This window comes from Bordetella genomosp. 7 (assembly GCF_002261265.1).
Classification (GTDB): Bacteria; Pseudomonadota; Gammaproteobacteria; order Burkholderiales; family Burkholderiaceae_B; genus Bordetella_A.
This window is the reverse complement of sequence record NZ_NEVK01000001.1, coordinates 316,743-335,078: the sequence shown is the minus strand read 5'-3', so window position 1 is coordinate 335,078 and position 18,336 is coordinate 316,743. Positions and strand designations below refer to the sequence as shown.

At 67.0% G+C, this 18,336-nt stretch carries 18 protein-coding genes; 5 read left to right on the top strand and 13 right to left on the bottom strand.

The window, feature by feature from the left end:
• Positions 1-6: 6 nt before the first annotated feature.
• The 13 genes from CAL19_RS01525 to CAL19_RS01465 form a co-directional block, all read right to left on the bottom strand.
• The gene (locus tag CAL19_RS01525; protein ID WP_094795821.1) at positions 7-411 is read right to left on the bottom strand and encodes a RidA family protein; all 405 of its coding nucleotides are present in this window, start codon (positions 409-411) and stop codon (positions 7-9) included.
• 4 nt (positions 412-415) lie between these two features.
• A complete protein-coding gene (locus tag CAL19_RS01520; RefSeq protein WP_026640661.1) occupies positions 416-838 on the bottom strand; it encodes an acyl-CoA thioesterase in 423 nt (140 codons plus the stop codon).
• On the bottom strand, positions 835-2,487 hold the full coding sequence (locus CAL19_RS01515) for an AMP-binding protein (RefSeq protein WP_094795820.1): 1,653 nt from the start codon (positions 2,485-2,487) through the stop codon (positions 835-837). The genes CAL19_RS01520 and CAL19_RS01515 overlap by 4 nt, the downstream gene beginning before the upstream one ends.
• 35 nt (positions 2,488-2,522) lie before the next feature.
• Positions 2,523-3,692, bottom strand: coding sequence for an acyl-CoA dehydrogenase family protein (locus CAL19_RS01510; RefSeq protein WP_026640659.1), 1,170 nt, complete (start codon positions 3,690-3,692; stop codon positions 2,523-2,525).
• Between the two features lies 1 nt (position 3,693).
• Positions 3,694-4,551, bottom strand: coding sequence for an enoyl-CoA hydratase family protein (locus CAL19_RS01505; protein WP_026640658.1), 858 nt, complete (start codon positions 4,549-4,551; stop codon positions 3,694-3,696).
• Positions 4,552-4,577: 26 nt separating this feature from the next.
• Positions 4,578-5,369, bottom strand: coding sequence for an SDR family NAD(P)-dependent oxidoreductase (locus CAL19_RS01500; protein ID WP_026640657.1), 792 nt, complete (start codon positions 5,367-5,369; stop codon positions 4,578-4,580).
• The gene (locus tag CAL19_RS01495) at positions 5,366-7,717 is read right to left on the bottom strand and encodes a bifunctional salicylyl-CoA 5-hydroxylase/oxidoreductase (protein ID WP_094795819.1); all 2,352 of its coding nucleotides are present in this window, start codon (positions 7,715-7,717) and stop codon (positions 5,366-5,368) included. The genes CAL19_RS01500 and CAL19_RS01495 overlap by 4 nt, the downstream gene beginning before the upstream one ends.
• A 232-nt stretch (positions 7,718-7,949) precedes the next feature.
• A complete protein-coding gene (locus tag CAL19_RS01490; protein WP_026640655.1) occupies positions 7,950-8,273 on the bottom strand; it encodes a thioredoxin family protein in 324 nt (107 codons plus the stop codon).
• An 88-nt stretch (positions 8,274-8,361) separates the two neighbouring features.
• On the bottom strand, positions 8,362-9,066 hold the full coding sequence (locus CAL19_RS01485) for an ABC transporter ATP-binding protein (RefSeq protein WP_094795818.1): 705 nt from the start codon (positions 9,064-9,066) through the stop codon (positions 8,362-8,364).
• Entirely contained in the window at positions 9,060-9,881 is an 822-nt protein-coding gene (locus CAL19_RS01480) for an ABC transporter ATP-binding protein (protein WP_419670209.1), read from the bottom strand. Before CAL19_RS01480 ends, CAL19_RS01485 begins: the two co-directional genes overlap by 7 nt.
• Positions 9,878-10,831 (bottom strand): branched-chain amino acid ABC transporter permease, encoded by a 954-nt coding sequence (locus CAL19_RS01475; protein WP_094795817.1) that lies wholly within the window; start codon positions 10,829-10,831, stop codon positions 9,878-9,880. The genes CAL19_RS01480 and CAL19_RS01475 overlap by 4 nt, the downstream gene beginning before the upstream one ends.
• A gap of 3 nt (positions 10,832-10,834) precedes the next feature.
• A complete protein-coding gene (locus CAL19_RS01470; protein ID WP_094795914.1) occupies positions 10,835-11,755 on the bottom strand; it encodes a branched-chain amino acid ABC transporter permease in 921 nt (306 codons plus the stop codon).
• Between the two features lie 58 nt (positions 11,756-11,813).
• Positions 11,814-12,977: an ABC transporter substrate-binding protein gene (locus tag CAL19_RS01465; protein WP_026640650.1), complete on the bottom strand. Its 1,164-nt coding sequence runs from the start codon at positions 12,975-12,977 to the stop codon at positions 11,814-11,816.
• 192 nt (positions 12,978-13,169) lie between these two features.
• Here CAL19_RS01465 and CAL19_RS01460 point away from each other — a divergent pair, with 192 nt between their 5' ends.
• The 5 genes from CAL19_RS01460 (at position 13,170) to CAL19_RS01440 (ending at position 18,197) form a co-directional block, all read left to right on the top strand.
• Positions 13,170-14,069: an alpha/beta hydrolase gene (locus CAL19_RS01460; protein ID WP_094795816.1), complete on the top strand. Its 900-nt coding sequence runs from the start codon at positions 13,170-13,172 to the stop codon at positions 14,067-14,069.
• A gap of 8 nt (positions 14,070-14,077) precedes the next feature.
• Positions 14,078-14,566, top strand: coding sequence for a MarR family winged helix-turn-helix transcriptional regulator (locus CAL19_RS01455; RefSeq protein WP_026640648.1), 489 nt, complete (start codon positions 14,078-14,080; stop codon positions 14,564-14,566).
• 560 nt (positions 14,567-15,126) lie between these two features.
• Positions 15,127-16,353, top strand: coding sequence for a bifunctional glutamate N-acetyltransferase/amino-acid acetyltransferase ArgJ (argJ, locus tag CAL19_RS01450; protein ID WP_094795815.1), 1,227 nt, complete (start codon positions 15,127-15,129; stop codon positions 16,351-16,353).
• A gap of 22 nt (positions 16,354-16,375) precedes the next feature.
• Positions 16,376-17,242, top strand: coding sequence for an ATP-binding protein (locus tag CAL19_RS01445; protein WP_026640646.1), 867 nt, complete (start codon positions 16,376-16,378; stop codon positions 17,240-17,242).
• Positions 17,235-18,197, top strand: coding sequence for a Nudix family hydrolase (locus CAL19_RS01440; protein WP_094795814.1), 963 nt, complete (start codon positions 17,235-17,237; stop codon positions 18,195-18,197). The genes CAL19_RS01445 and CAL19_RS01440 overlap by 8 nt, the downstream gene beginning before the upstream one ends.
• The last annotated feature ends 139 nt before the right edge of the window (positions 18,198-18,336 follow it).

Here is an 18,336-nt window from a genome sequence, read left to right as displayed (position 1 = left end):
GCCGGATCAGGCCGGAACCACTGCGGTGACCTCGATCTCGACCTTGGCGCGGTCTTCGATAAGGTCTGCCACCTGTACCGCCGTCATGGGCGGGAAATGCCGGCCGATGACCTCCCGGTAGTGCTTGCCGATTTCGGGATACGCCGCCACATATTCCTGCTTGTCGGTCACGTACCAGGTCATGCGCACAATGTGTTCGGGACGCGCGCCGCCTTCGGCGAGAATGGCCACGATGTTCTCCAGCGTCTGGCGCACCTGGCCCGCAAAGTCGTCGGTTTCGAACTGCTGGTTGCCGTTCCAGCCCACCTGTCCGCCTACGAACAACAGGCGGTCGCCCACGCCCACCTGCGTCATCACGCCGTTCGAGTATCCACGCGGCGGCGTCCAGCTGGGCGGTTGAAGAATCTTCATGGGGTCATCCTGTAATAAGAAACGCCTGCATGCGCTGGCGCAAATCATCGGGAATGGCCGTCGAGCGCATGACGCGCAGGTCGACCGTCACAATCGTCAGCTCGGCCTTCAGGCGCGTGCTGCCGTCGGGGCCGGCAAAGCGCACCCCGGCCGTAAACGAGGCCCCGCCGATACGCCGCACGGCGAGTTCCTGGCGCAGCCTTTCGTGCCAGCGGCTGGGCGCGGTGAAATCGCATTGCACGGACGCCAGCGGCGTGCCGATCTGGCGATCAACATGCAGAGCATGAAAAGGCATGCCCATCCCTTTGTCGAACCACTCTTCGACAAAGTCGTTGATCATCTCGAAATAGCGCGGGTAGAAGACGATGCCGGCCGGGTCACAGTGCCGGAAGCGCACTTCGACTTCGCTGACAAACGGCGCGCTCATCCCTTCCCCTGTGCCAGCTTGCGCAGCGCAAAGCGCTGCAGCTTGCCGGTTTCAGTGCGCGGCAGCGCATCCACGAAGTCGATCGCGCGGGGGTATTTGTAGGGCGCGATGGTGGCCTTTACAAAAGCCTGCAGCTCGGACGCCAGCTCGGGGCTGGCGGCATGGCCGGGCTTGAGCACCACAAACGCCTTGACCACCTGGCCGCGCTCTTCGTCGGGGGCGCCCACCACGCCGCATTCGGCCACGGCCTCGTGGCGCAGCAAGGCGTCTTCGACTTCGGGGCCGGCGATGTTGTAGCCGGCCGAGACGATCATGTCGTCGTTGCGCGCCTGATAGAAGAAATAGCCGTCATCATCCCGTATGAACGTATCGCCCGGCAGGTTCCAGCCCTGCTGCACGAAGCGGCGCTGCCGTTCATCGGCCAGGTAGCGGCACCCGGTGGGGCCCTTCAGCGCCAGGCGGCCGGGCGTGCCGTTGGGCACCGGCTGCATGTCGTCGTCCACAACGCAGGCCACATAGCCCGGCACCACCCTGCCGATGGCGCCCGGGCGCACCTGGTCGGGCGGGCTGGAAACGAACACATGGATCATCTCGGTGCCGCCGATGCCGTCGATCATCTCGATGCCCGTGGCCTGTTTCCACAGCTGCCGCGTCGCGTCGGGCAGCGCCTCGCCCGCGGACACGCTCTTGCGCAGCGAACTGATGTCGTACTTGCCCGCCGCCGCCGCCATCTGGCGATAAAAGGTGGGCGCGGTGAACACAATCGTGGCGCGGAAATCCTGGATCAGCTCCAGCAGGCTGTCGGGCGTGAGCTTTTCGCCCAGGACAGTGCTGGCGCCCACGCGCAGCGGAAAGCACAGCAGTCCGCCCAATCCGAACGTGAACGCCAGGGGCGGCGTGCCGCAGAAAATATCATCCGGGCCCGGCTTGATGACGTGGCGCGGGAACAGGTCGCACATGGCAAGCACATCGCGATGAAAATGCATGCAGCCCTTGGGCGAGCCGGTGGTGCCGCTGGTGAAGGCGATCAGGCATACATCGTCGATCGCCGTGTCGCACGCCGTGAAGTCGTCGGGCTTGGCGGCCGCGCGGGCGTCCAGCGCGTCGGCGGCCGGATCATTGAACAGCACGATCTGCCGCAGGTCTTCGCAATAGTGCTCGTGCCCGGGCTGCATGCAGTACTGCGCCTCGGTGCGCAGCTGTGCATCGCACAGCATGGCCGATACGCGCGCCTTGGTGATGATCTGCTTGAGTTCCTTGGCGCGCAACAGCGGCATGGTGGGCACCGTGACCAGCCCGGCCTTGATGGCCGCCAGCCACGACGCCGCCATCATGGGGTTGTTGGGGCCGCGCAGCAGGATGCGGTTGCCGGGCACCAGCTTCATGTCTTCGACCAGCACGCGCGCGATGCGGTTGGTCAGGGCCTGCAGCTCGGCGTAGGTCATCACGGCGGCCGCGCCGTCGCGCCGCCAGCGCAGCGCCGGGCGCGAGCCGAAGCCGCGCCCGACCATTGCGTCCACCAGTTCCACCGCGCAATTCACCCTCGCGGGGTAGGCCACGTCGGGGCTGTCCAGCAAAAACTCGGGCCATTCCTCGACGGGCGGCAGATGATCGCGGGCGAAAGTATCCACGTGGGCAGAGCGTTCCATGCTAATCCCCTTGGCAATGCGGTGTATGGCTGCCGTCAGTCTTTGAGCAGCTCTCGTGCAATGATCAGTTTCTGGACTTCGGTGGCCCCTTCGTAGATACGCAGGGCGCGGATTTCCCGGTACAGCTTCTCGACGGGCATGCCCGACACGACCCCCGCGCCCCCGAACATCTGCAGCGCGCGATCGATGACCGTTTGCGCCGATTCGGTGGCCGCCATCTTGGCCATGGCGGCCTCGCGGGTCGTGCGCCCACCCTGCACGTCGCGCAGCCAGGCGGCACGATACGTAAGCAGGGCCGCCGAATCGATGGCGGTTGCCATGTCGCCCAGCGCGGCCTGGGTCAGCTGCATGTCGGCCAGGGTCTGGCCGAACATGCGGCGCTCGCGCGAGCGCTTCACGGCTTCGTCCAGCGCGCGGCGGGCAAAGCCCAGGGCCGCCGCGGCCACCGACGCGCGAAAGATGTCCAGCGTCATCATGGCCAGCTTGAAGCCCTGCCCGGCGTCGCCCAGACGCTGGCTCGCGGGGATGCGGCAGCCGTCGAACGCCAGCGTGGCCAGCGGGTGCGGGGCGATGACGTCGATACGCTCGGCGATTTCCAGGCCGGGCGTGCCCGCATCCACCACAAACGCGCTGATGCCGCGTGCGCCGGGCGCCTCGCCCGTACGAGCGAACACGCAGTAGAAATCGGCGATGCCGCCGTTGGATATCCAGGTCTTGGCGCCGTCCAGCACATAGCTGTCGCCATCCTGGCGCGCCTGGCACGACAGAGCCGCCACGTCAGAGCCCGCGTCCGGCTCCGACAGCGCGAAGGCCGCGATGGCCTGCCCGCTGGCCACGCGCGGAAGGTACCGCTCGCGCAACGCATCGGGCCCCATCAGCGCAATGGCCCCGCTGCCCAGGCCCTGCATGGCCAGCGCGAAATCGGCCAACCCGTCGTGCCGCGCCAGCGTTTCGCGCAGGATGCACACCATGCGCGAATCAATTTGCGGCAATGCGCCGCCCCACGACTGATCTGGCCCGGCCGGCACGCAATAGCGCAGCCATCCCGCCTGCCCCAACTCGGACACCAGCTTGCGGCAGGCCGCGTCGGTGTCGCGGTGGTCGATGCGGGCCAGCGCATCCACACACCATGCCTCTAGCCCGGCCGCCATGGACCGATGCCCATCATCGAAGAACGGCCAGTCCAGCCATGTCGTGTCGGCCACGTCAGTCTCCCTCGAATACCGGCTTGCGCTTGGCCACGAAGGCTTCATAGGCGCGGCGGAAATCGCGCGTCTGCATGCAGATAGCCTGCGCCTCGGCCTCGGCCTCGATGGCTTCGTCCACGCCCATGTTCCATTCCTGGTGCAGCAGCTTCTTGGTAATGCCGTGCGCGAACGTCGGGCCGGCGGCCAGCTGTGCGGCCAGCCCGTGCGCCGCGTCCATCAGCGCCGCGCCGTCGTGCAGGCTGTTGAAGAAACCCCATTGCAGGCCCTCCTCGGCGCTCATGGAACGGCCGGTGTACAGCAGTTCGGACGCGCGGCCCTGCCCGATGACGCGCGGCAGCAATGTGCAGGCTCCCATGTCGGCGCCCGCCAGCCCTACCCGGCTGAACAGGAACGCCGTGCGCGCCGCCGGCGTGCCCAGCCGCATGTCCGAGGCCAGGGCGATCATGGCGCCCGCGCCGGCGCACACGCCATCCACGGCGGCCACGATGGGCTGCGGGCAGGCGCGCATGGCCTTGACCAGGTCGCCGGTCATGCGGGTGAAGTCCAGCAGTTCGGGCATGCTCATGCGGGTAAGCGGGCCGATGATTTCGTGCACGTCGCCGCCCGAACAGAAATTGCCGCCCGCGCCCGTAACGACCACCACCTTCACATCGGTGGCATACACCAGGCGGCGGAACAGGTCGCGCAGCTCGGCATACGAATCGAAGGTCAGCGGGTTCTTGCGCTCGGGCCGATTCAGCGTAATGGTGCCCACCTTGCCGTCGTCCGACACCTGCCACAGGAAGGTGCGGGCGGCGTAGTCGGCGCAGGGGCGCCGGTGGTGTTTCATGGTGTGTTCGGATGCTGCCTGGTTCATGGGGTCTCCTGGCCGGAAGGCCGATGTCAGCCGGGCATGACTTCACCGCCGTCGACGGCGATCGCCTGGCCATTGATGGCTGCGGATGCGGGCAGGGCCAGCCAAGCGACGGCCTCGGCCACTTCGTCGGGCTGCACCAGCCGGCCCTGCGGGTTGCGCGCGGCCAGTTCGGCGCGCGCCTGTTCGGCGGTGCGCCCGGTCTTTTGCACAATGTTGTGCACCGCGTCGCGCACAATATCGGTTTCGGTAAAACCGGGGCATACGGCGTTTACCGTGACGCCCTTGCGCGCCACCTCGAGCGCCAGCGCCCGTGTCAGGCCCACCACGCCGTGCTTGGCCGCGCAATAGGCGCTGACGTACGGGTAGCCGATCAGCCCCGCGGTGCTTGCCACGTTGATGACCCGCCCCCAGCCGCTGGCCAGCATGGCCGGCAGCGCCGCCTGGATGCAGTGGAATGTGCCCGTAAGGTTCACGGCCAGCATGGCCTGCCACATCTCGGCGTCGGTACGGTCAAAGCGCTGGCTGACGGCCTGCCCGGCGTTATTGACCAGGATGTCCACCGGTCCGGCCTCGCGTGCGGCCTGCTCGAACGCGGCGCGCACCGAACGTTCGTCGGCAATATCGGCAGACACGGCGCGCACCGCGCCGTGTCTGCCCAGGTCGGCAACCGCCGCATCCAGCGCCGCGCGGTCGCGGCCCAGCAAGGTCAGCGCAGCGCCGCGCCGCAGCAGCGCCTGCGCGCAGGCCAGGCCGATGCCGCGCGCGCCGCCCGTTACCAGCGCGTGCCGGCCGGCCAGGGAAATCACGGACGATGTCATTTCAGGTCCTGTTGCGCCATCATCGCGGCGCGTTCGAAATTGGTTTCGAGTTGCCGCTTGCCGGCCATGTACTGCGGCGGCCAGGTGGTGTCGCTGTAGCCTACCCGCGCGGCCTCGCGCAGCGTCCAGGCCGCATCGGCCAGGTGCGGACGCGCCAGCGCGCACAGGTCGGCGCGGCCCGAGGCGATGATGCCGTTGGCGTGGTCGGCCTCGAAAATCGCCCCCACCGCGATGGTGGGAATGCCCGCTTCGTTGCGCACCCGGTCGGCGAATGGCGTCTGATACATGCGGCCGTACACGGGTTGCTGGTCGGGGCTGACCTGGCCCGAAGAACAATCGATCATGTCGGCGCCGGCGTCCTTGAAGCGGCGGGCGATCTCGACGGCGTCGTCGGCAGTGATGCCGCCTTCTACCCAATCATGGGCGGAAATGCGCACCGACATCGGCCGGTCCTGCGGCCAGGCGGCCCGCACGGCGCGAAACACTTCAAGCGGGTAGCGCAGGCGGTTGTCCAGGCTGCCGCCATATTCATCGTCGCGTCGGTTGGTAAGCGGGGATATGAAGCTGGACAGCAGGTACCCGTGCGCGCAATGCAGTTCGAGCCAGTCGAACCCCGCCTGCCCGGCGCGGCGCGCCGCGGCCACGAAGTCGTCTCGCACGCGGTCCATGTCGGCGCGATCCATTGCCCGCGGCGTCTGTGACACGCCCGGCAGATAGGGCAAGGCCGAAGCCGACAACAACGGCCAGTTGCCGTCGGGCAGCGGGTGATCCATTTTCTGCCACCCCACTTGCGTCGAGCCCTTGCGGCCGGCGTGACCCAGCTGGATGCCGATGCGCGCGTCGCTGTTGGCGTGCACGAAATCGACGATGCGGGCAAAGGCGCGAGCCTGCTCGTCGTTCCACAGCCCCGGGCATCCCGGCGTAATGCGCGCGTCGGCCGACGGGCAGGTCATTTCGACCATGACCAGGCCCGCGCCGCCCAGCGCGCGGGCGCCCAGGTGCACCAGATGGAACTCGCCCGGCACCCCGTTTACGCAGGAATACATGGCCATGGGCGACACGACGATGCGGTTTTTCAGTTGCACGCCCCTTGCCCGGTAGGGCGTGAGCATGGGCAGCGGCGCCCGCGCCGAGTTGCCCACGTCGGCGCCGGCTCGCGCGCCCAGCCAGCGTTCGTAGCCGTCCAGCCAGGCCGGGTCGCGCACCCGAAGGTTCTCGTGCGAAATGCGTTGCGACCGAGTCAGCAGCGAATAGGCAAACTGCTCGGGCTCCAGCCCGGCGTAGCGCCGCACGTTCTCGAACCATTCGGTGGAGTTGCGCGCCGCGTTCTGGATCTTGAGCACTTCAACGCTGCGCACGTCCTGGTAGTGCTGCAGGCCCTGCTCCAGCCCGCCTTCGGCCCCACCCAGGCAACGCGCCAGTTCGATGGCGTCTTCGAGCGCGAGCTTCGTGCCCGAGCCTACCGAAAAGTGAGCGGTATGCGCGGCGTCGCCCATCAGCACGACGGGCACACGGCGGCGCCCGCGCGGCGTGTCGAGGGTGTTCCAGTGCACCCACGTATCGCAGATGACCCGCGGGAAGCGTATCCAGATGGCCGCGCCGCGCAGATGCGTGGCATTGCTGATGAGTTTGTGGCCGTCCAGCCAGGGCGCGAAGAGTTTTTCGCAATAGGCGATGCCCTCTTCCTGGCTCATGTCGCCGATGCCGGCCGCTTGCCAGGTTTCTTCGGGCGTCTCGACAATGAAGGTCGACAGCCCGTCTTCGAAGCGGTAGGCGTGCGCCTGGAACCAGCCGTGCTCGTTTTCTACGAACGCGAAGGTGAAAGCGTCGAATACCTTGGTGGTGCCCAGCCACACAAAGCGGCAGCGGCGGGTGTCGATGTCGGGCCGGAAGGTGTCGGCGTAGCGGGTCCGCACCAGGCTGTTGATGCCATCCGAAGCAATGACCAGATCGGCGTCATACTGCTGCGCCACCGCCTGGTCGTCCTGCACATAGGTTTCGAACACCAGCTTCACACCCACGTCTTCGCAGCGCTGTTGCAGGATGTTCAGCAGCTTTTTGCGGCCGATGCCGATAAAGCCGTGCCCGTGCGTGCGCACGCTGCGGCCCTTGAAGTGGATGTCGATGTCGTCCCAGTGGTTGAACGCGTCGCCTATGGTTTGCGCCGATACCGGGTCGGCCTGGCGAAGGTTGTCCATGGTGGCGTCGGAAAACACCACGCCCCAGCCAAACGTGTCGTACGGGCGGTTGCGCTCGATGACGGTGACATCGTTGGCCGGATTCTGCAGCTTCATGAGCAGGCCGAAATACAGGCCGGCGGGCCCACCGCCCAGGCAGACGATCTTCATTGCGCAACAGCCTCCGTGACACCGGACAGCGGCGGACAAGTTCCACCGGCCAATTAGTTTAGGTTTCAACTATATACCCGTGGAACCAGCGACGCAAGAATGGCAATGCCGGGTTAATACCGGGTGCGCGCCAAGTTCCGCCTGCACCCGCGGACGGCGCCAGCGGTCCATGCCGCGTTGGGGCGGCCCAAGGCAGTACAGGAAGCGCCGGGGGCGCCAGGGGCGCTGATTTTCAGGCGACCTGCCCCAGGGCGCGGACGATCTCCTGGGCATTGCCCGGGCGCACCAGGCGCGAAACTTCCTGGCCGTCGCGCAGGAAGATCAGGGTGGGCCACAGCTTGACGCGGAAAGAACGCCCCAGCGGGCGGCCGCTGCCGTCCTCGACCTTGATATGTTGCACCTGCGGATGCGCGGCGAAAGCCTGTTCGATGAGCGGCTGGGCGCCCTGGCAGAAGCCGCACCAGTTCGTGCCGAACTCAAGCACCAGGCCGCCCGGGCGGGCGTCGATGTCGGCGCGCGTGAGTGTTTCCGGTACGTAGCGATGGGTCATGGGCATGGGAAGCTCCGGATGTGATGGCGCAAGGCCAGCAAGCGTCATGCCGTATCGTAGCGCCCGCCCCCCTGACCCCGCGCGGCCGCCTGGGCTACACGCCCAGGTAACGTTCCCAGAGGCCCCGGTCGCGGTCGAGCTGCTGCGAGTCGCCGGTCCAGACGACCTTGCCGCGCTCCAGGATGACATGGCGGTCGGCCAGCGCCAACAGGCGCTCGACGTACTTGTCGATCACGAGAATGGTCTGGCCGGCGGCGCGCAACGTGGCCAGGCACGACCAGATTTCTTCGCGCACCAGCGGCGCGAGCCCTTCGGTGGCTTCGTCCAGCACCAGCAGGCGAGGGTTGGTGACCAGCGCGCGCCCGATGGCCAGCATCTGCTGCTCGCCGCCCGACAGTTGGTTGCCCATGTTGCGCGCGCGCTCGCCCAGGCGCGGAAACAGCTCCAGCACCCGATCCACCGTCCAGGGCTGCACGATGCCGGGGTTGCGAACCGCGGCAAACGCGGTAAGGTGCTCGCGCACGGTAAGGTTGGGAAAGCACTGCCGCCCTTCGGGCACGATGGCCAGGCCGGCGCGCGCGATGCGGTCGGGGGCCCAGCCGCCGATATCGCTTCCGGCGAACTGTATGGCGCCGGCGCGCAATGGCAATTGGCCGAACAGCGTGCGCAGCAAGGTAGTCTTGCCCATGCCGTTGCGGCCCAGCAGGGTGACCACCTGCCCGGCGCCCACCTGCAGATCGACACCGAACAGCACCTGGCTGGCGCCATAGCCACTTTGCACGCCCTGCATCGTCAACATGTCGCGCGCTCCGTGGGGGTTGCGTCTTCGCCCAGGTACGCCTGCCGCACGGCCGGATCGGCGCGGATTTCGGCGGGCGTGCCGGTAGCGATAATGCGTCCGTACACCAGCACCGAAATGCGGTCGGCCAGCCGGAACACGGCCTGCATGTCGTGCTCTACCAGCAACATGGCCGCCTGCCCCCGCAATGATTCGATCAGGTCGGTCAGGCGCAGCGTTTCATCGGGCCCCATGCCTGCCATGGGCTCATCCAGCAACAGCACGCTGGGCCGCGCGGCCAGCGCCAGCGCGAACTCCAGCTTGCGCTGTTCGCCGTGCGGCAGCGTGCCGGCGGGGCGGTCGAACAGGCTGTCGTCGATGGCGCACTGCCGCGCCAGCGCATGCGCCGCGTCATGAAGCGCGGTATCCGCCGCCCGCGGCGACCAGAAGCGGAAGCTGCTGCCCGCGCGGGCCTGCGCCGCCAGCAGCAGGTTGTCGCGCACGCTGAACGCCTTGAAAATATTGGTGACCTGGTACGAACGCGACAGCCCCGCAGCCACGCGCTGGTGCGCATTGAGCCGGGTGATGTCCGCGCCGTTGAGCAGCAGCCTGCCCTCGTCGGCGGGCAGGGTGCCCGACAGCAGGTGTATCAGCGTGGACTTGCCCGCGCCGTTGGGGCCGATCAGCGCATGTATCTCGCCAGGCGCCAGGGTCAGGGATACGTGGTCGGTGGCAAGCAGCGCGCCGAAGCGGCGCACCAGGCCGGTGGCCTGCAGCACGGCGCTCTGGGATGCGGCGGCCGCGCCGGCGGGCATGGGTGTGCGGGCCGCCGTCATGCGCGTTCTCCGCGCGCGGCGCCCGTGAACCACGGGCCCGCCAGGCCCGCCACGCCGCGCGGCGCACCGAACACCACGCACAGCAGCAGCACGCCCAGCGGCAGGTGCCAGTATTCTGTCCACATGCGCAGCACTTCTTCAAGCGTGAGCATCAGCACTGCGCCCACCACGCCGCCGTAGCGCAGGCCGATTCCGCCCACCAGCACCATCACCAGCAGGTTGGCCGATTGCGTCCAGTGCATCAGGCTGGGCGAAATGAAGAGATTGTGGTTGGCCAGCAAGGCGCCCGCCAGGCCGCCCACTGCCCCGCTGAGCACAAAGGCGACCAGCTTCAGGCGATACACCGGATAGCCCAGCGCTTCCATGCGCGACTCGTTTTCGCGTACGCCCTGCAACGCCATGCCGAACCGCGAATCAACCAGACGGTTGAATGCCCACATCGCCACGATGAACAGCGCCAACACCAGATAGTAGAACTGGGTGCTGTCGGCAAGATCGAGCCCCGGCAGCAGCGAATATCCCGACAGGTTCAGGCCGTCTTCGCCGCCATACTGGCGCAGCGAAATGAACAGGTAATACACCATCTGCGCGAATGCCAGCGTGATCATGATGAAGTAGACGCCCCGCGTGCGCAGCGACACCGCGCCGATCAGCAAGGCCAGCAACGCCGCGACGCCCACCGCGGCCGGCCAGGCGACCAGCGCCGAAGCGATGCCCGCCGCATCCAGAATGCCCACCGCATAGGCGCCCGCGCCGAAGAAGGCCGCATGGCCCAGCGCCACCATGCCTCCGTAGCCCAGGATAAGGTTCAGGCTGGTGGCGGCCACCGCATAGATCAGCATGCGCCGCACCACCGACACATAGAAGTCCAGTTCGAGCGCCGCCGCCAGGTAAGGCAGCAGCGCCAGCACCAGCAGCAGCAACAGGGTCCAGAGAGTCGATCTGCGCATCGTTCAGCCACGCGCCGGAAAGAGTCCGGCCGGGCGAAACACCAGCACGCCGGCCATGAGCAGGTAAATGGAAATCGCGGCAAGCGTCGCGGCCACGCTGGACGCCATGGCGGGCGGCAGGAACTCGCGCAGCAGCATGGGCAGGAAGGCCCGGCCGGCGGTATCGACCATGCCGACCAGCAGGGCCCCCACGAATGCCCCGCGTATGGAACCGATGCCGCCGATGACGATGCACACCAGCACCAGGATCAGGATCTCTTCGCCCATGCCGATCTGCACGGCGGTGATCGGGCCGAGCAATGCGCCCGCCACGGCGGCCAGCATGGCGCCGATCGTGAATACGCCCAGGAACAGCAGCGGCACGCGCACGCCCATCAAGGTAGCCATTTGCCGGTTGGATGCGCCCGCGCGCACCAGCACGCCCGCGCGGGTGCGGGTCACGAACCAGTAAAGGCCTACGGCGGCCGCCAGGCCGCAGGCGATGATCATCAGCCGGTAGGCGGGGTACATCAGGTCGGGCAGCAGCCGCACCGGCCCGGACAGCGCCGCCGGCATATTGAGCATGACGGGGGCTGGGCCCCAGATCATCTTGACCAGGTCATTGGCGATCAGGATGACGGCATAGGTGCCCAGCACCTGGGCCAGGTGGTCGCGCACGGCCAGGCGGCGCACCAGCACCAGTTCCAGCACCAGGCCCACCAGCCCGGTGGCCAGCGCGGCGACCAGCACCGCGGCCACGAAAGAGCCGGACCGCTGCATTGTCTCGGCGGCGACGTAGGCGCCCGCCATGTACAGCGACCCGTGCGCCAGGTTCATGATGTCCATGATGCCGAATACCAGCGTCAGGCCGGCGGCGATCAGGAAAAGCATCAATCCGAACTGCAGGCCATTCAGCAGCTGCTCGACAACCAGGGTCATCTGGATTCCGTCAATGGGGTGGGCCGCGGGCACGGCGCCTGGCTATGCCCGCGCATGGGCCGGACTACAGCTTGCACTGGTCCACGTACACGTCCTGGTAGCTGTCGAACACCTTGCCCACCAGCTTGTTGGTGATACGGCCTTCGCCATCTTTTTCGATGACGCGCAGGTAGTAAGCCTGGATGGGATAGTGGTTCTTGCCGTAGGTGAACTCGCCCCGCACCGACGGATAATCGGCCTTGGCCAGCGCCTGGAGCACGGCTTCGCGGTCGGAGACCTTGCCGCCCGCCTGCTTGACCGCCGCGTCCATGGCCATGATGACGTCATAGGCCTGCGCGGCATACACGGACGGGTAGCGGCCGTTGTATTCCTTGCGGAAGGCTTCGACGAACTGCTTGTTCTGCGGAATGTCCAGGTCGTGCGCCCATTGGGCGGTGTTGTACATGCCCAGCATCGGTTCGCCCACGGCCTGGATCACGTCTTCGTCGGCCGAGAAGCCCGGGCCGATGAGGGTGATGCTTTGCGACAGCCCGGTGGACACGAACTGCTTGACGAAGTTGATGCCCATGCCGCCCGGCAGGAAAATGAACACGGCATCGGGCTTGGCGGCGCGAATCTGTGCCAGTTCGGCGGCGTAGTCGAGCTGGCCCAGTTTGGTGTAGACCTCTTCGGCAACCGGCGACTTGTAGCCGCGCTTGAAGCCGGTAAGGGCGTCTTTGCCCGCCGGGTAGTCGGGCGCCATGATCAGCACGTTCTTGAACCCGCGATCGGCGGCCACTTTGCCGGCGGCTTCATGAAAGGCGTCGTTCTGGTACGACGTGCCGAACCAATAGCGGTTGCAGCGCTCGCCGGCATACTGGCTGGGACCCGGGTTGTTCGACAAGTAGGGCACCTTGGCGGCAAAGAGCGCCGGGCCTACCGCCAGCGCTACGTTCGAGCCGATGGGGCCGGTGAAAAAGTCGATTTTGTCGCGCTGGATGTAGCGCGTGACCAGTTGGCGCGCCTGGTCGGGGTTGCCACCCATGTCGGATTGCAGGAACTCTGCGGGCTGCCCGCCTAGCTTGCCGTCCAGCTGCTTGATGGCAAGATTGAAGCCGTCGCGCGCTTCGGCGCCCAGCGCGGCGAACGGCCCCGATATATCATTCGCAATGCCGACTTTAATGGGATCGGCCGATGACAGGGCGGGCGCCAGTGCGGCGGCCATCACCAGAGTGGTCAGGATACGCATCGTATAGCTCCTTGCGCGAGGCGCGCGGCGGATATTCTTATGTGTGGGCGAATGTGGATGCTATTGCCATCGGCTGCCCGGCATCAAACAATGACGCGGCAAAGGCTGGCGTGCGGCATAGTTTAGGTTTAAAGTATTCCGCAAGACAAGCCTAGGGTTTTTACCAAGAATCCGCCCGCGCCCGGCCCCGATATGCCAGCCCTTTACCGCCATTACGACCGCGCCGAGCTCGACGCACAATACAACGCGCGCGCTACGGTGCCCGATGTGCAGCCGTACCTGGCGCAGTATGCCCTGCAAAGCCAGGCGGCGCGCGACGCCCTGCCGCATGCGGCCAATGTGCCGTATGGCAGCCACCCGGACGAGCTGCTCGATATTTTTCCGGCATCGCCGCAAGCCGGGCGGCAACCGGGCGGGGCGCCGGTGTTTGTGTTTATACACGGCGGCTATTGGCGGCTGCTGTCGAAGGATGATTCCAGCTGCATGGCGCCGGCGTTTACTCGGGCCGGCGCGGTGGTGGTGGCGGTAAATTATTCGTTGGCCCCCGCCGTGACGCTGGACCATATCGTCGACCAGAACCGCCGCGCGCTGGCCTGGGTGCATCGGCATATTGCCGGGTATGGCGGCGATCCGCGGCGCATTCATGTGTCGGGTAGTTCGGCGGGCGGGCACCTGGCGGGCATGCTGCTGGCCGATGGCTGGCACGGCTCTTATGGTGTGCCGGCCGATGTGGTGGCCGGCGCGGCGCCGCTGTCGGGCCTGTATGACCTGCGGCCGCTGGTGCATACGCATATCAATGACTGGATGCGGCTTACTGTGGCCGACGCCGAACGCAACAGCCCCGCCCTGCTTCCCGCCGGCGCCGCCTGCCCGCTGCTGATCAGTTACGGCGGCAATGAAACGGCTGAATTCAAGCGCCAGAGCGACGATTATCTCGACGCCTGGCGGGCCCGCGGCCTGCCGGCGCAGTATGTGCCCATGCCGGATGCCAATCATTTCGATATCGTGCTTACGCTGAATGATCCCGCCAGCCCGCTGACGCGCGCCATTTTCGACCAAATGGGCCTGGCCGGCGGCCAGGCCGCCTGCTGATGCCCGCCATGATCGACGCTCCCGACCTGGAAACCCGCGCCGCGCCCGACGACCACCATGCGTTGCGCTTGTGGCTGCGTCTGCTGACGTGCTGCAACTTGATCGAATCTGACCTGCGCGGCCGCCTGCGCACTGAATTCGATACGACGCTGCCCCGCTTTGACCTGATGGCGCAACTGCAGCGCGCGCCCAAGGGGATGAAAATGGGCGAACTGTCGCGCCGGATGATGGTGACCAACGGAAATATTACGGGCATTGCCGACCAGCTCGAAAAGGAAGGGCTGGTGATGCGCACGAAGCTGGCCACCGACCGGCGCAGTTCGGTGCTCAAACTCACGCCGCAAGGCCGCCGCGTGTTCACGCGCATGGCTCGCGCGCACGAAAATTGGGTCAAGGGGATGTTCGACGGGCTGCCGGACCACAGCCGGGATGCGTTGTTCCAGGCGCTGGGGGAACTGAAGCTGCAGATTGTGGCGGCGCGCGGGGGCGGCCAGTAGCGGAAGGGGGGCGTGGTGCTTGGGGGCTGGGGGCTGCGGCTGGGGGCTTAGGCTGGGGGGCTGGGAGCTGGGCTGGGGCTGGACGGGTTCTTATGGCGTCTCGCGGCGTGGGGCACTGTGGGGCGGCGCACGTGCGTCGGGCTCGGGCGCAACCAGGCGCCCTCGGCCGGCTACGCCGGCTGCCCCGCCGCCCAACGCGCCACCCCACAGTGCCCCACGCCACGAGACTGCACCGGCAAGAAGCGAGACCGCACTGGCAAGAACGAGACTGCACCGGCGAGACCGCGCCGGCAAGAAACGGAAGCGCGATCGAGCCGGGCATCCCCCCTGGCAAACCTTTTCCTCGTGGCGCTTGCCTGGTGCCAGGCTCCGCAGGTGCCTGACACCCTACAACATATCGCCAGCGCCTGACACCGCACAACAGCAGCACACCGTACACCGTATAACCCGCTGCCCTTTCACGCCGGGACCGCATGCCCACACGGCGCGGCTGGGTGGGATAATACGAAGCTTCCACCCGCCCAAGCGCGGTTTATTTGCCCTGCCACAGAGACCGAGTCATGGCCGTTAACCTGCAGATCCCCTCCGAGTCCGACATTTTTCCCGTAGCCGGCGTTGAAATCGGCGTTACCGAAGCCGGCATCCGCAAGGCCAACCGACGCGATCTCACCGTCTTCAAGCTGGCCGAAGGCACCAGCGTGGCAGGCGTGTTCACCCGCAACCGCTTCCGTGCGGCTCCCGTGCAGGTTTGCGAAGCGCACCTTGCCGCTGGCGGGCCGATCCGCGCGCTGGTGGTCAATACCGGCAACGCCAATGCCGGCACTGGCGCCGAAGGCCTGCAGAAGGCGCAAGATACCTGCGCCGCGCTCGGCAAGCTGCTGGGCGTACCGGCCGAGCAGGTGCTGCCGTTTTCCACGGGTGTCATCCTGGAACCCCTGCCGCTGGACCGCCTGACGGCCGCCCTGCCCGACGCGCTGGCCAGGCTGGGCGCCAACGAATGGTTCAACGCGGCCCACGGCATCATGACCACCGACACGCTGCCCAAGATCCACTCGCGGCAGGTGCAGATCGGCGGCCGCACGATCACCATTACCGGCATCAGCAAGGGCGCCGGCATGATCCGGCCCAACATGGCCACCATGCTCAGCTTCCTGGCCACCGACGCGGGCATCGCGCAGCCGCTGCTGCGCACGCTGGCCACAGACCTCGCCAACCGGTCATTCAATCGCATTACCGTCGACGGCGACACGTCCACCAACGATTCTTTCATCATCGCCGCCACCGGCCAGTCGGGCCTGAACATCACATCGCCATCCGACCCGCACTATGCCGACTTGCGCGACGCGCTGGGCGCCGCCGCGCTGGACCTGGCCCAGAAGATCGTGCGCGACGCCGAAGGCGCCACCAAGTTCATCACGGTTCGGGTCGAGCAGGCGCACAACGCCGAAGAGGCCCTGAAGGTCGCGTACTCGGTGGCGCACTCGCCGCTGGTCAAGACCGCGTTCTTCGCCTCGGACCCTAACCTGGGCCGCATCCTGTGCGCCATCGGCTATGCCGGCGTCGACGACCTGGATGTCTCCCGGCTGCGCCTGTGGCTCGACGACGTGCTGGTGGCGCGCGACGGCGGCCGCAATCCCGACTACCAGGAAGCCGACGGCCAACGTGTCATGAAGCAGGCCGAAATCGAAGTGCGCGTCGCCCTGGGGCGCGGGCAGGCCGCCGAAACCGTGTACACCTGCGACTTCTCGCACGAGTATGTCAGCATCAATGCCGACTACCGCTCCTGAGCTCCACGCACCGGATACCGAAGTGACCGCTACTGATTTTTCCGTACTCATCGAGCGCGCCGAACGCGTGCTGGCCCAGCTCGAAGCCTGGTTGCCCGCCGCACCGCCCGAGATCGACTGGTCGGCCCACGCTTACCGGTGGCGCAAGCGCGGCGCGCGCGGCTGGCTCGATGCGGTGCGCCACGTCGCGCGCATCGACCTGTCCGACCTGCACCACATCGAACGCCAGAAAGACATCATCGACCGCAATACCCGGCAGTTCCTGCAGAGCAAGCCCGCCAACAACGTCCTGATGACCGGGGCGCGCGGCACGGGCAAGAGTTCACTGGTCAAGGCCATGCTGGCCGCCTATGGCGACCAGGGCCTCAGGCTCATCGAGGTCGACAAGTCCGACCTGGGCGACCTGCCCGACATCGTCGAACTGGTGGCGCAACGCCCCGAACGCTTCATTGTGTTCTGCGATGACCTATCGTTCGAAGAAGGCGAAGCGGGCTACAAGGCGCTGAAGTCGGTGCTCGACGGTTCGGTGTCGGCCTCGGGCGACAACGTGCTGATCTACGCGACATCCAACCGGCGTCACCTGATGCCGGAATACATGAGCGAGAACCTGCAGGCCCGGCACCAGCCCGATGGCGAGATCCACCCGGGCGAAACCGTCGAAGAAAAGATTTCGCTATCCGAACGCTTCGGCCTGTGGCTGTCGTTCCATCCATTCAAGCAGGACGACTACCTCGACATCGTGCGGCACTGGCTGCGCGAGCTCGACTGCCCCGCAGAGCATATCGAAACCAGCCGCACCGAAGCGCTGCAATGGGCCCTGGAACGCGGCTCGCGTTCGGGGCGCGTGGCCTATCAGTTTGCGCGCGACTGGGCGGCACGCCATGTCTGAGCGCATCATCGATGTCGCCGCGGGCCTCATCCTGCGTCCCGACGGCCAGCTGTTGCTTGGGCAGCGCCCCGACGGCAAACCCTGGGCGGGCTGGTGGGAACTGCCCGGCGGCAAGCTCGAGTCCGGCGAAACCGTGCTGCAGGCCCTGACGCGCGAACTGCGCGAAGAACTCGGCATCGAAGTCACGCAGGCGGTGCCCTGGGTAACCTATGTGCACGCCTATCCGCACACTACGGTGCGCCTGTGCTTCTGCAAGGTCACGGCATGGCAGGGCGAGCCGCGCGGGCTCGAAGACCAGCAGTTGCGCTGGGTAAAACCCGCGCATGCCGACCAGGTCGGCGACCTGCTGCCGGCCACCTTGCCCCCATTGCGCTGGCTGCAACTGCCCGACGCCTACGGCATTACGTCCATCGGCGGGCGCGCCGGGCTGCCGGCCTTTCTGGAACGGCTCGATCTGGCGCTGGCGCGCGGCCTGAAACTGGTGCAGCTGCGCGAACCCAACTGGCCCGACGGCCCCGCGGCCACGTCGCTGCGCGACGCGATGCAGGCGGTCGCCAGGCAATGCCATGCGGCGGGCGCGCGCCTGCTGATCAACAGCGTGCATCCGCAGGCGTGGTGGCGCCATGCCGACGGCGTGCACCTGCGCTGGTCCGACGCCGCGGCGCTGCATGCGCGCCCGGCGCTTCCCGAACATGCGTGGGTGGGGGTCTCGACGCACGACAATGCGCAGGTGATGCACGCACGCAACCTGGGCGCCGACTTCGCGGTGCTGGGGCCGGTGCTGGAAACACCATCGCATCCGGGGGCTCCCACGCTAGGGTGGCAGGGGTTCGTGCAAGGCACGCGCGACGCCGGGCTGCCCGTCTATGCGCTGGGCGGGCAGTCGGCCAACACGCTGGCCGACGCGCAACGGCATGGCGCCCACGGGGTCGCAGGTATCCGGGGGTTTTTCTAAGGGGCTGCGCGCACTCGCAGCGTTATGCCCATGCGTTTGGTGTCAGACACCCTGCGGGAGTCAGACACCTTCAAACCCGTACGTCCTGCTCCCCGCTTCCTGATGCTTGGTGTCTGACTCCCGCAGGGTGTCTGACACC

What these genes read in the sequence shown, in the direction of transcription:
- CAL19_RS01525 (WP_094795821.1), bottom strand. Translation starts at nt 411, where the DNA reads ATGAAGATTCTTCAACCGCCCAGCTGGACGCCGCCGCGTGGATACTCG.
- CAL19_RS01520 (WP_026640661.1), bottom strand. Translation starts at nt 838, where the DNA reads ATGAGCGCGCCGTTTGTCAGCGAAGTCGAAGTGCGCTTCCGGCACTGT.
- CAL19_RS01515 (WP_094795820.1), bottom strand. Translation starts at nt 2,487, where the DNA reads ATGGAACGCTCTGCCCACGTGGATACTTTCGCCCGCGATCATCTGCCG.
- CAL19_RS01505 (WP_026640658.1), bottom strand. Translation starts at nt 4,551, where the DNA reads ATGAACCAGGCAGCATCCGAACACACCATGAAACACCACCGGCGCCCC.
- CAL19_RS01500 (WP_026640657.1), bottom strand. Translation starts at nt 5,369, where the DNA reads ATGACATCGTCCGTGATTTCCCTGGCCGGCCGGCACGCGCTGGTAACG.
- CAL19_RS01495 (WP_094795819.1), bottom strand. Translation starts at nt 7,717, where the DNA reads ATGAAGATCGTCTGCCTGGGCGGTGGGCCCGCCGGCCTGTATTTCGGC.
- CAL19_RS01490 (WP_026640655.1), bottom strand. Translation starts at nt 8,273, where the DNA reads ATGCCCATGACCCATCGCTACGTACCGGAAACACTCACGCGCGCCGAC.
- CAL19_RS01485 (WP_094795818.1), bottom strand. Translation starts at nt 9,066, where the DNA reads ATGTTGACGATGCAGGGCGTGCAAAGTGGCTATGGCGCCAGCCAGGTG.
- CAL19_RS01480 (WP_419670209.1), bottom strand. Translation starts at nt 9,881, where the DNA reads ATGACGGCGGCCCGCACACCCATGCCCGCCGGCGCGGCCGCCGCATCC.
- CAL19_RS01475 (WP_094795817.1), bottom strand. Translation starts at nt 10,831, where the DNA reads ATGCGCAGATCGACTCTCTGGACCCTGTTGCTGCTGCTGGTGCTGGCG.
- CAL19_RS01465 (WP_026640650.1), bottom strand. Translation starts at nt 12,977, where the DNA reads ATGCGTATCCTGACCACTCTGGTGATGGCCGCCGCACTGGCGCCCGCC.
- CAL19_RS01460 (WP_094795816.1), top strand. Translation starts at nt 13,170, where the DNA reads ATGCCAGCCCTTTACCGCCATTACGACCGCGCCGAGCTCGACGCACAA.
- CAL19_RS01455 (WP_026640648.1), top strand. Translation starts at nt 14,078, where the DNA reads ATGATCGACGCTCCCGACCTGGAAACCCGCGCCGCGCCCGACGACCAC.
- argJ (WP_094795815.1), top strand. Translation starts at nt 15,127, where the DNA reads ATGGCCGTTAACCTGCAGATCCCCTCCGAGTCCGACATTTTTCCCGTA.
- CAL19_RS01440 (WP_094795814.1), top strand. Translation starts at nt 17,235, where the DNA reads ATGTCTGAGCGCATCATCGATGTCGCCGCGGGCCTCATCCTGCGTCCC.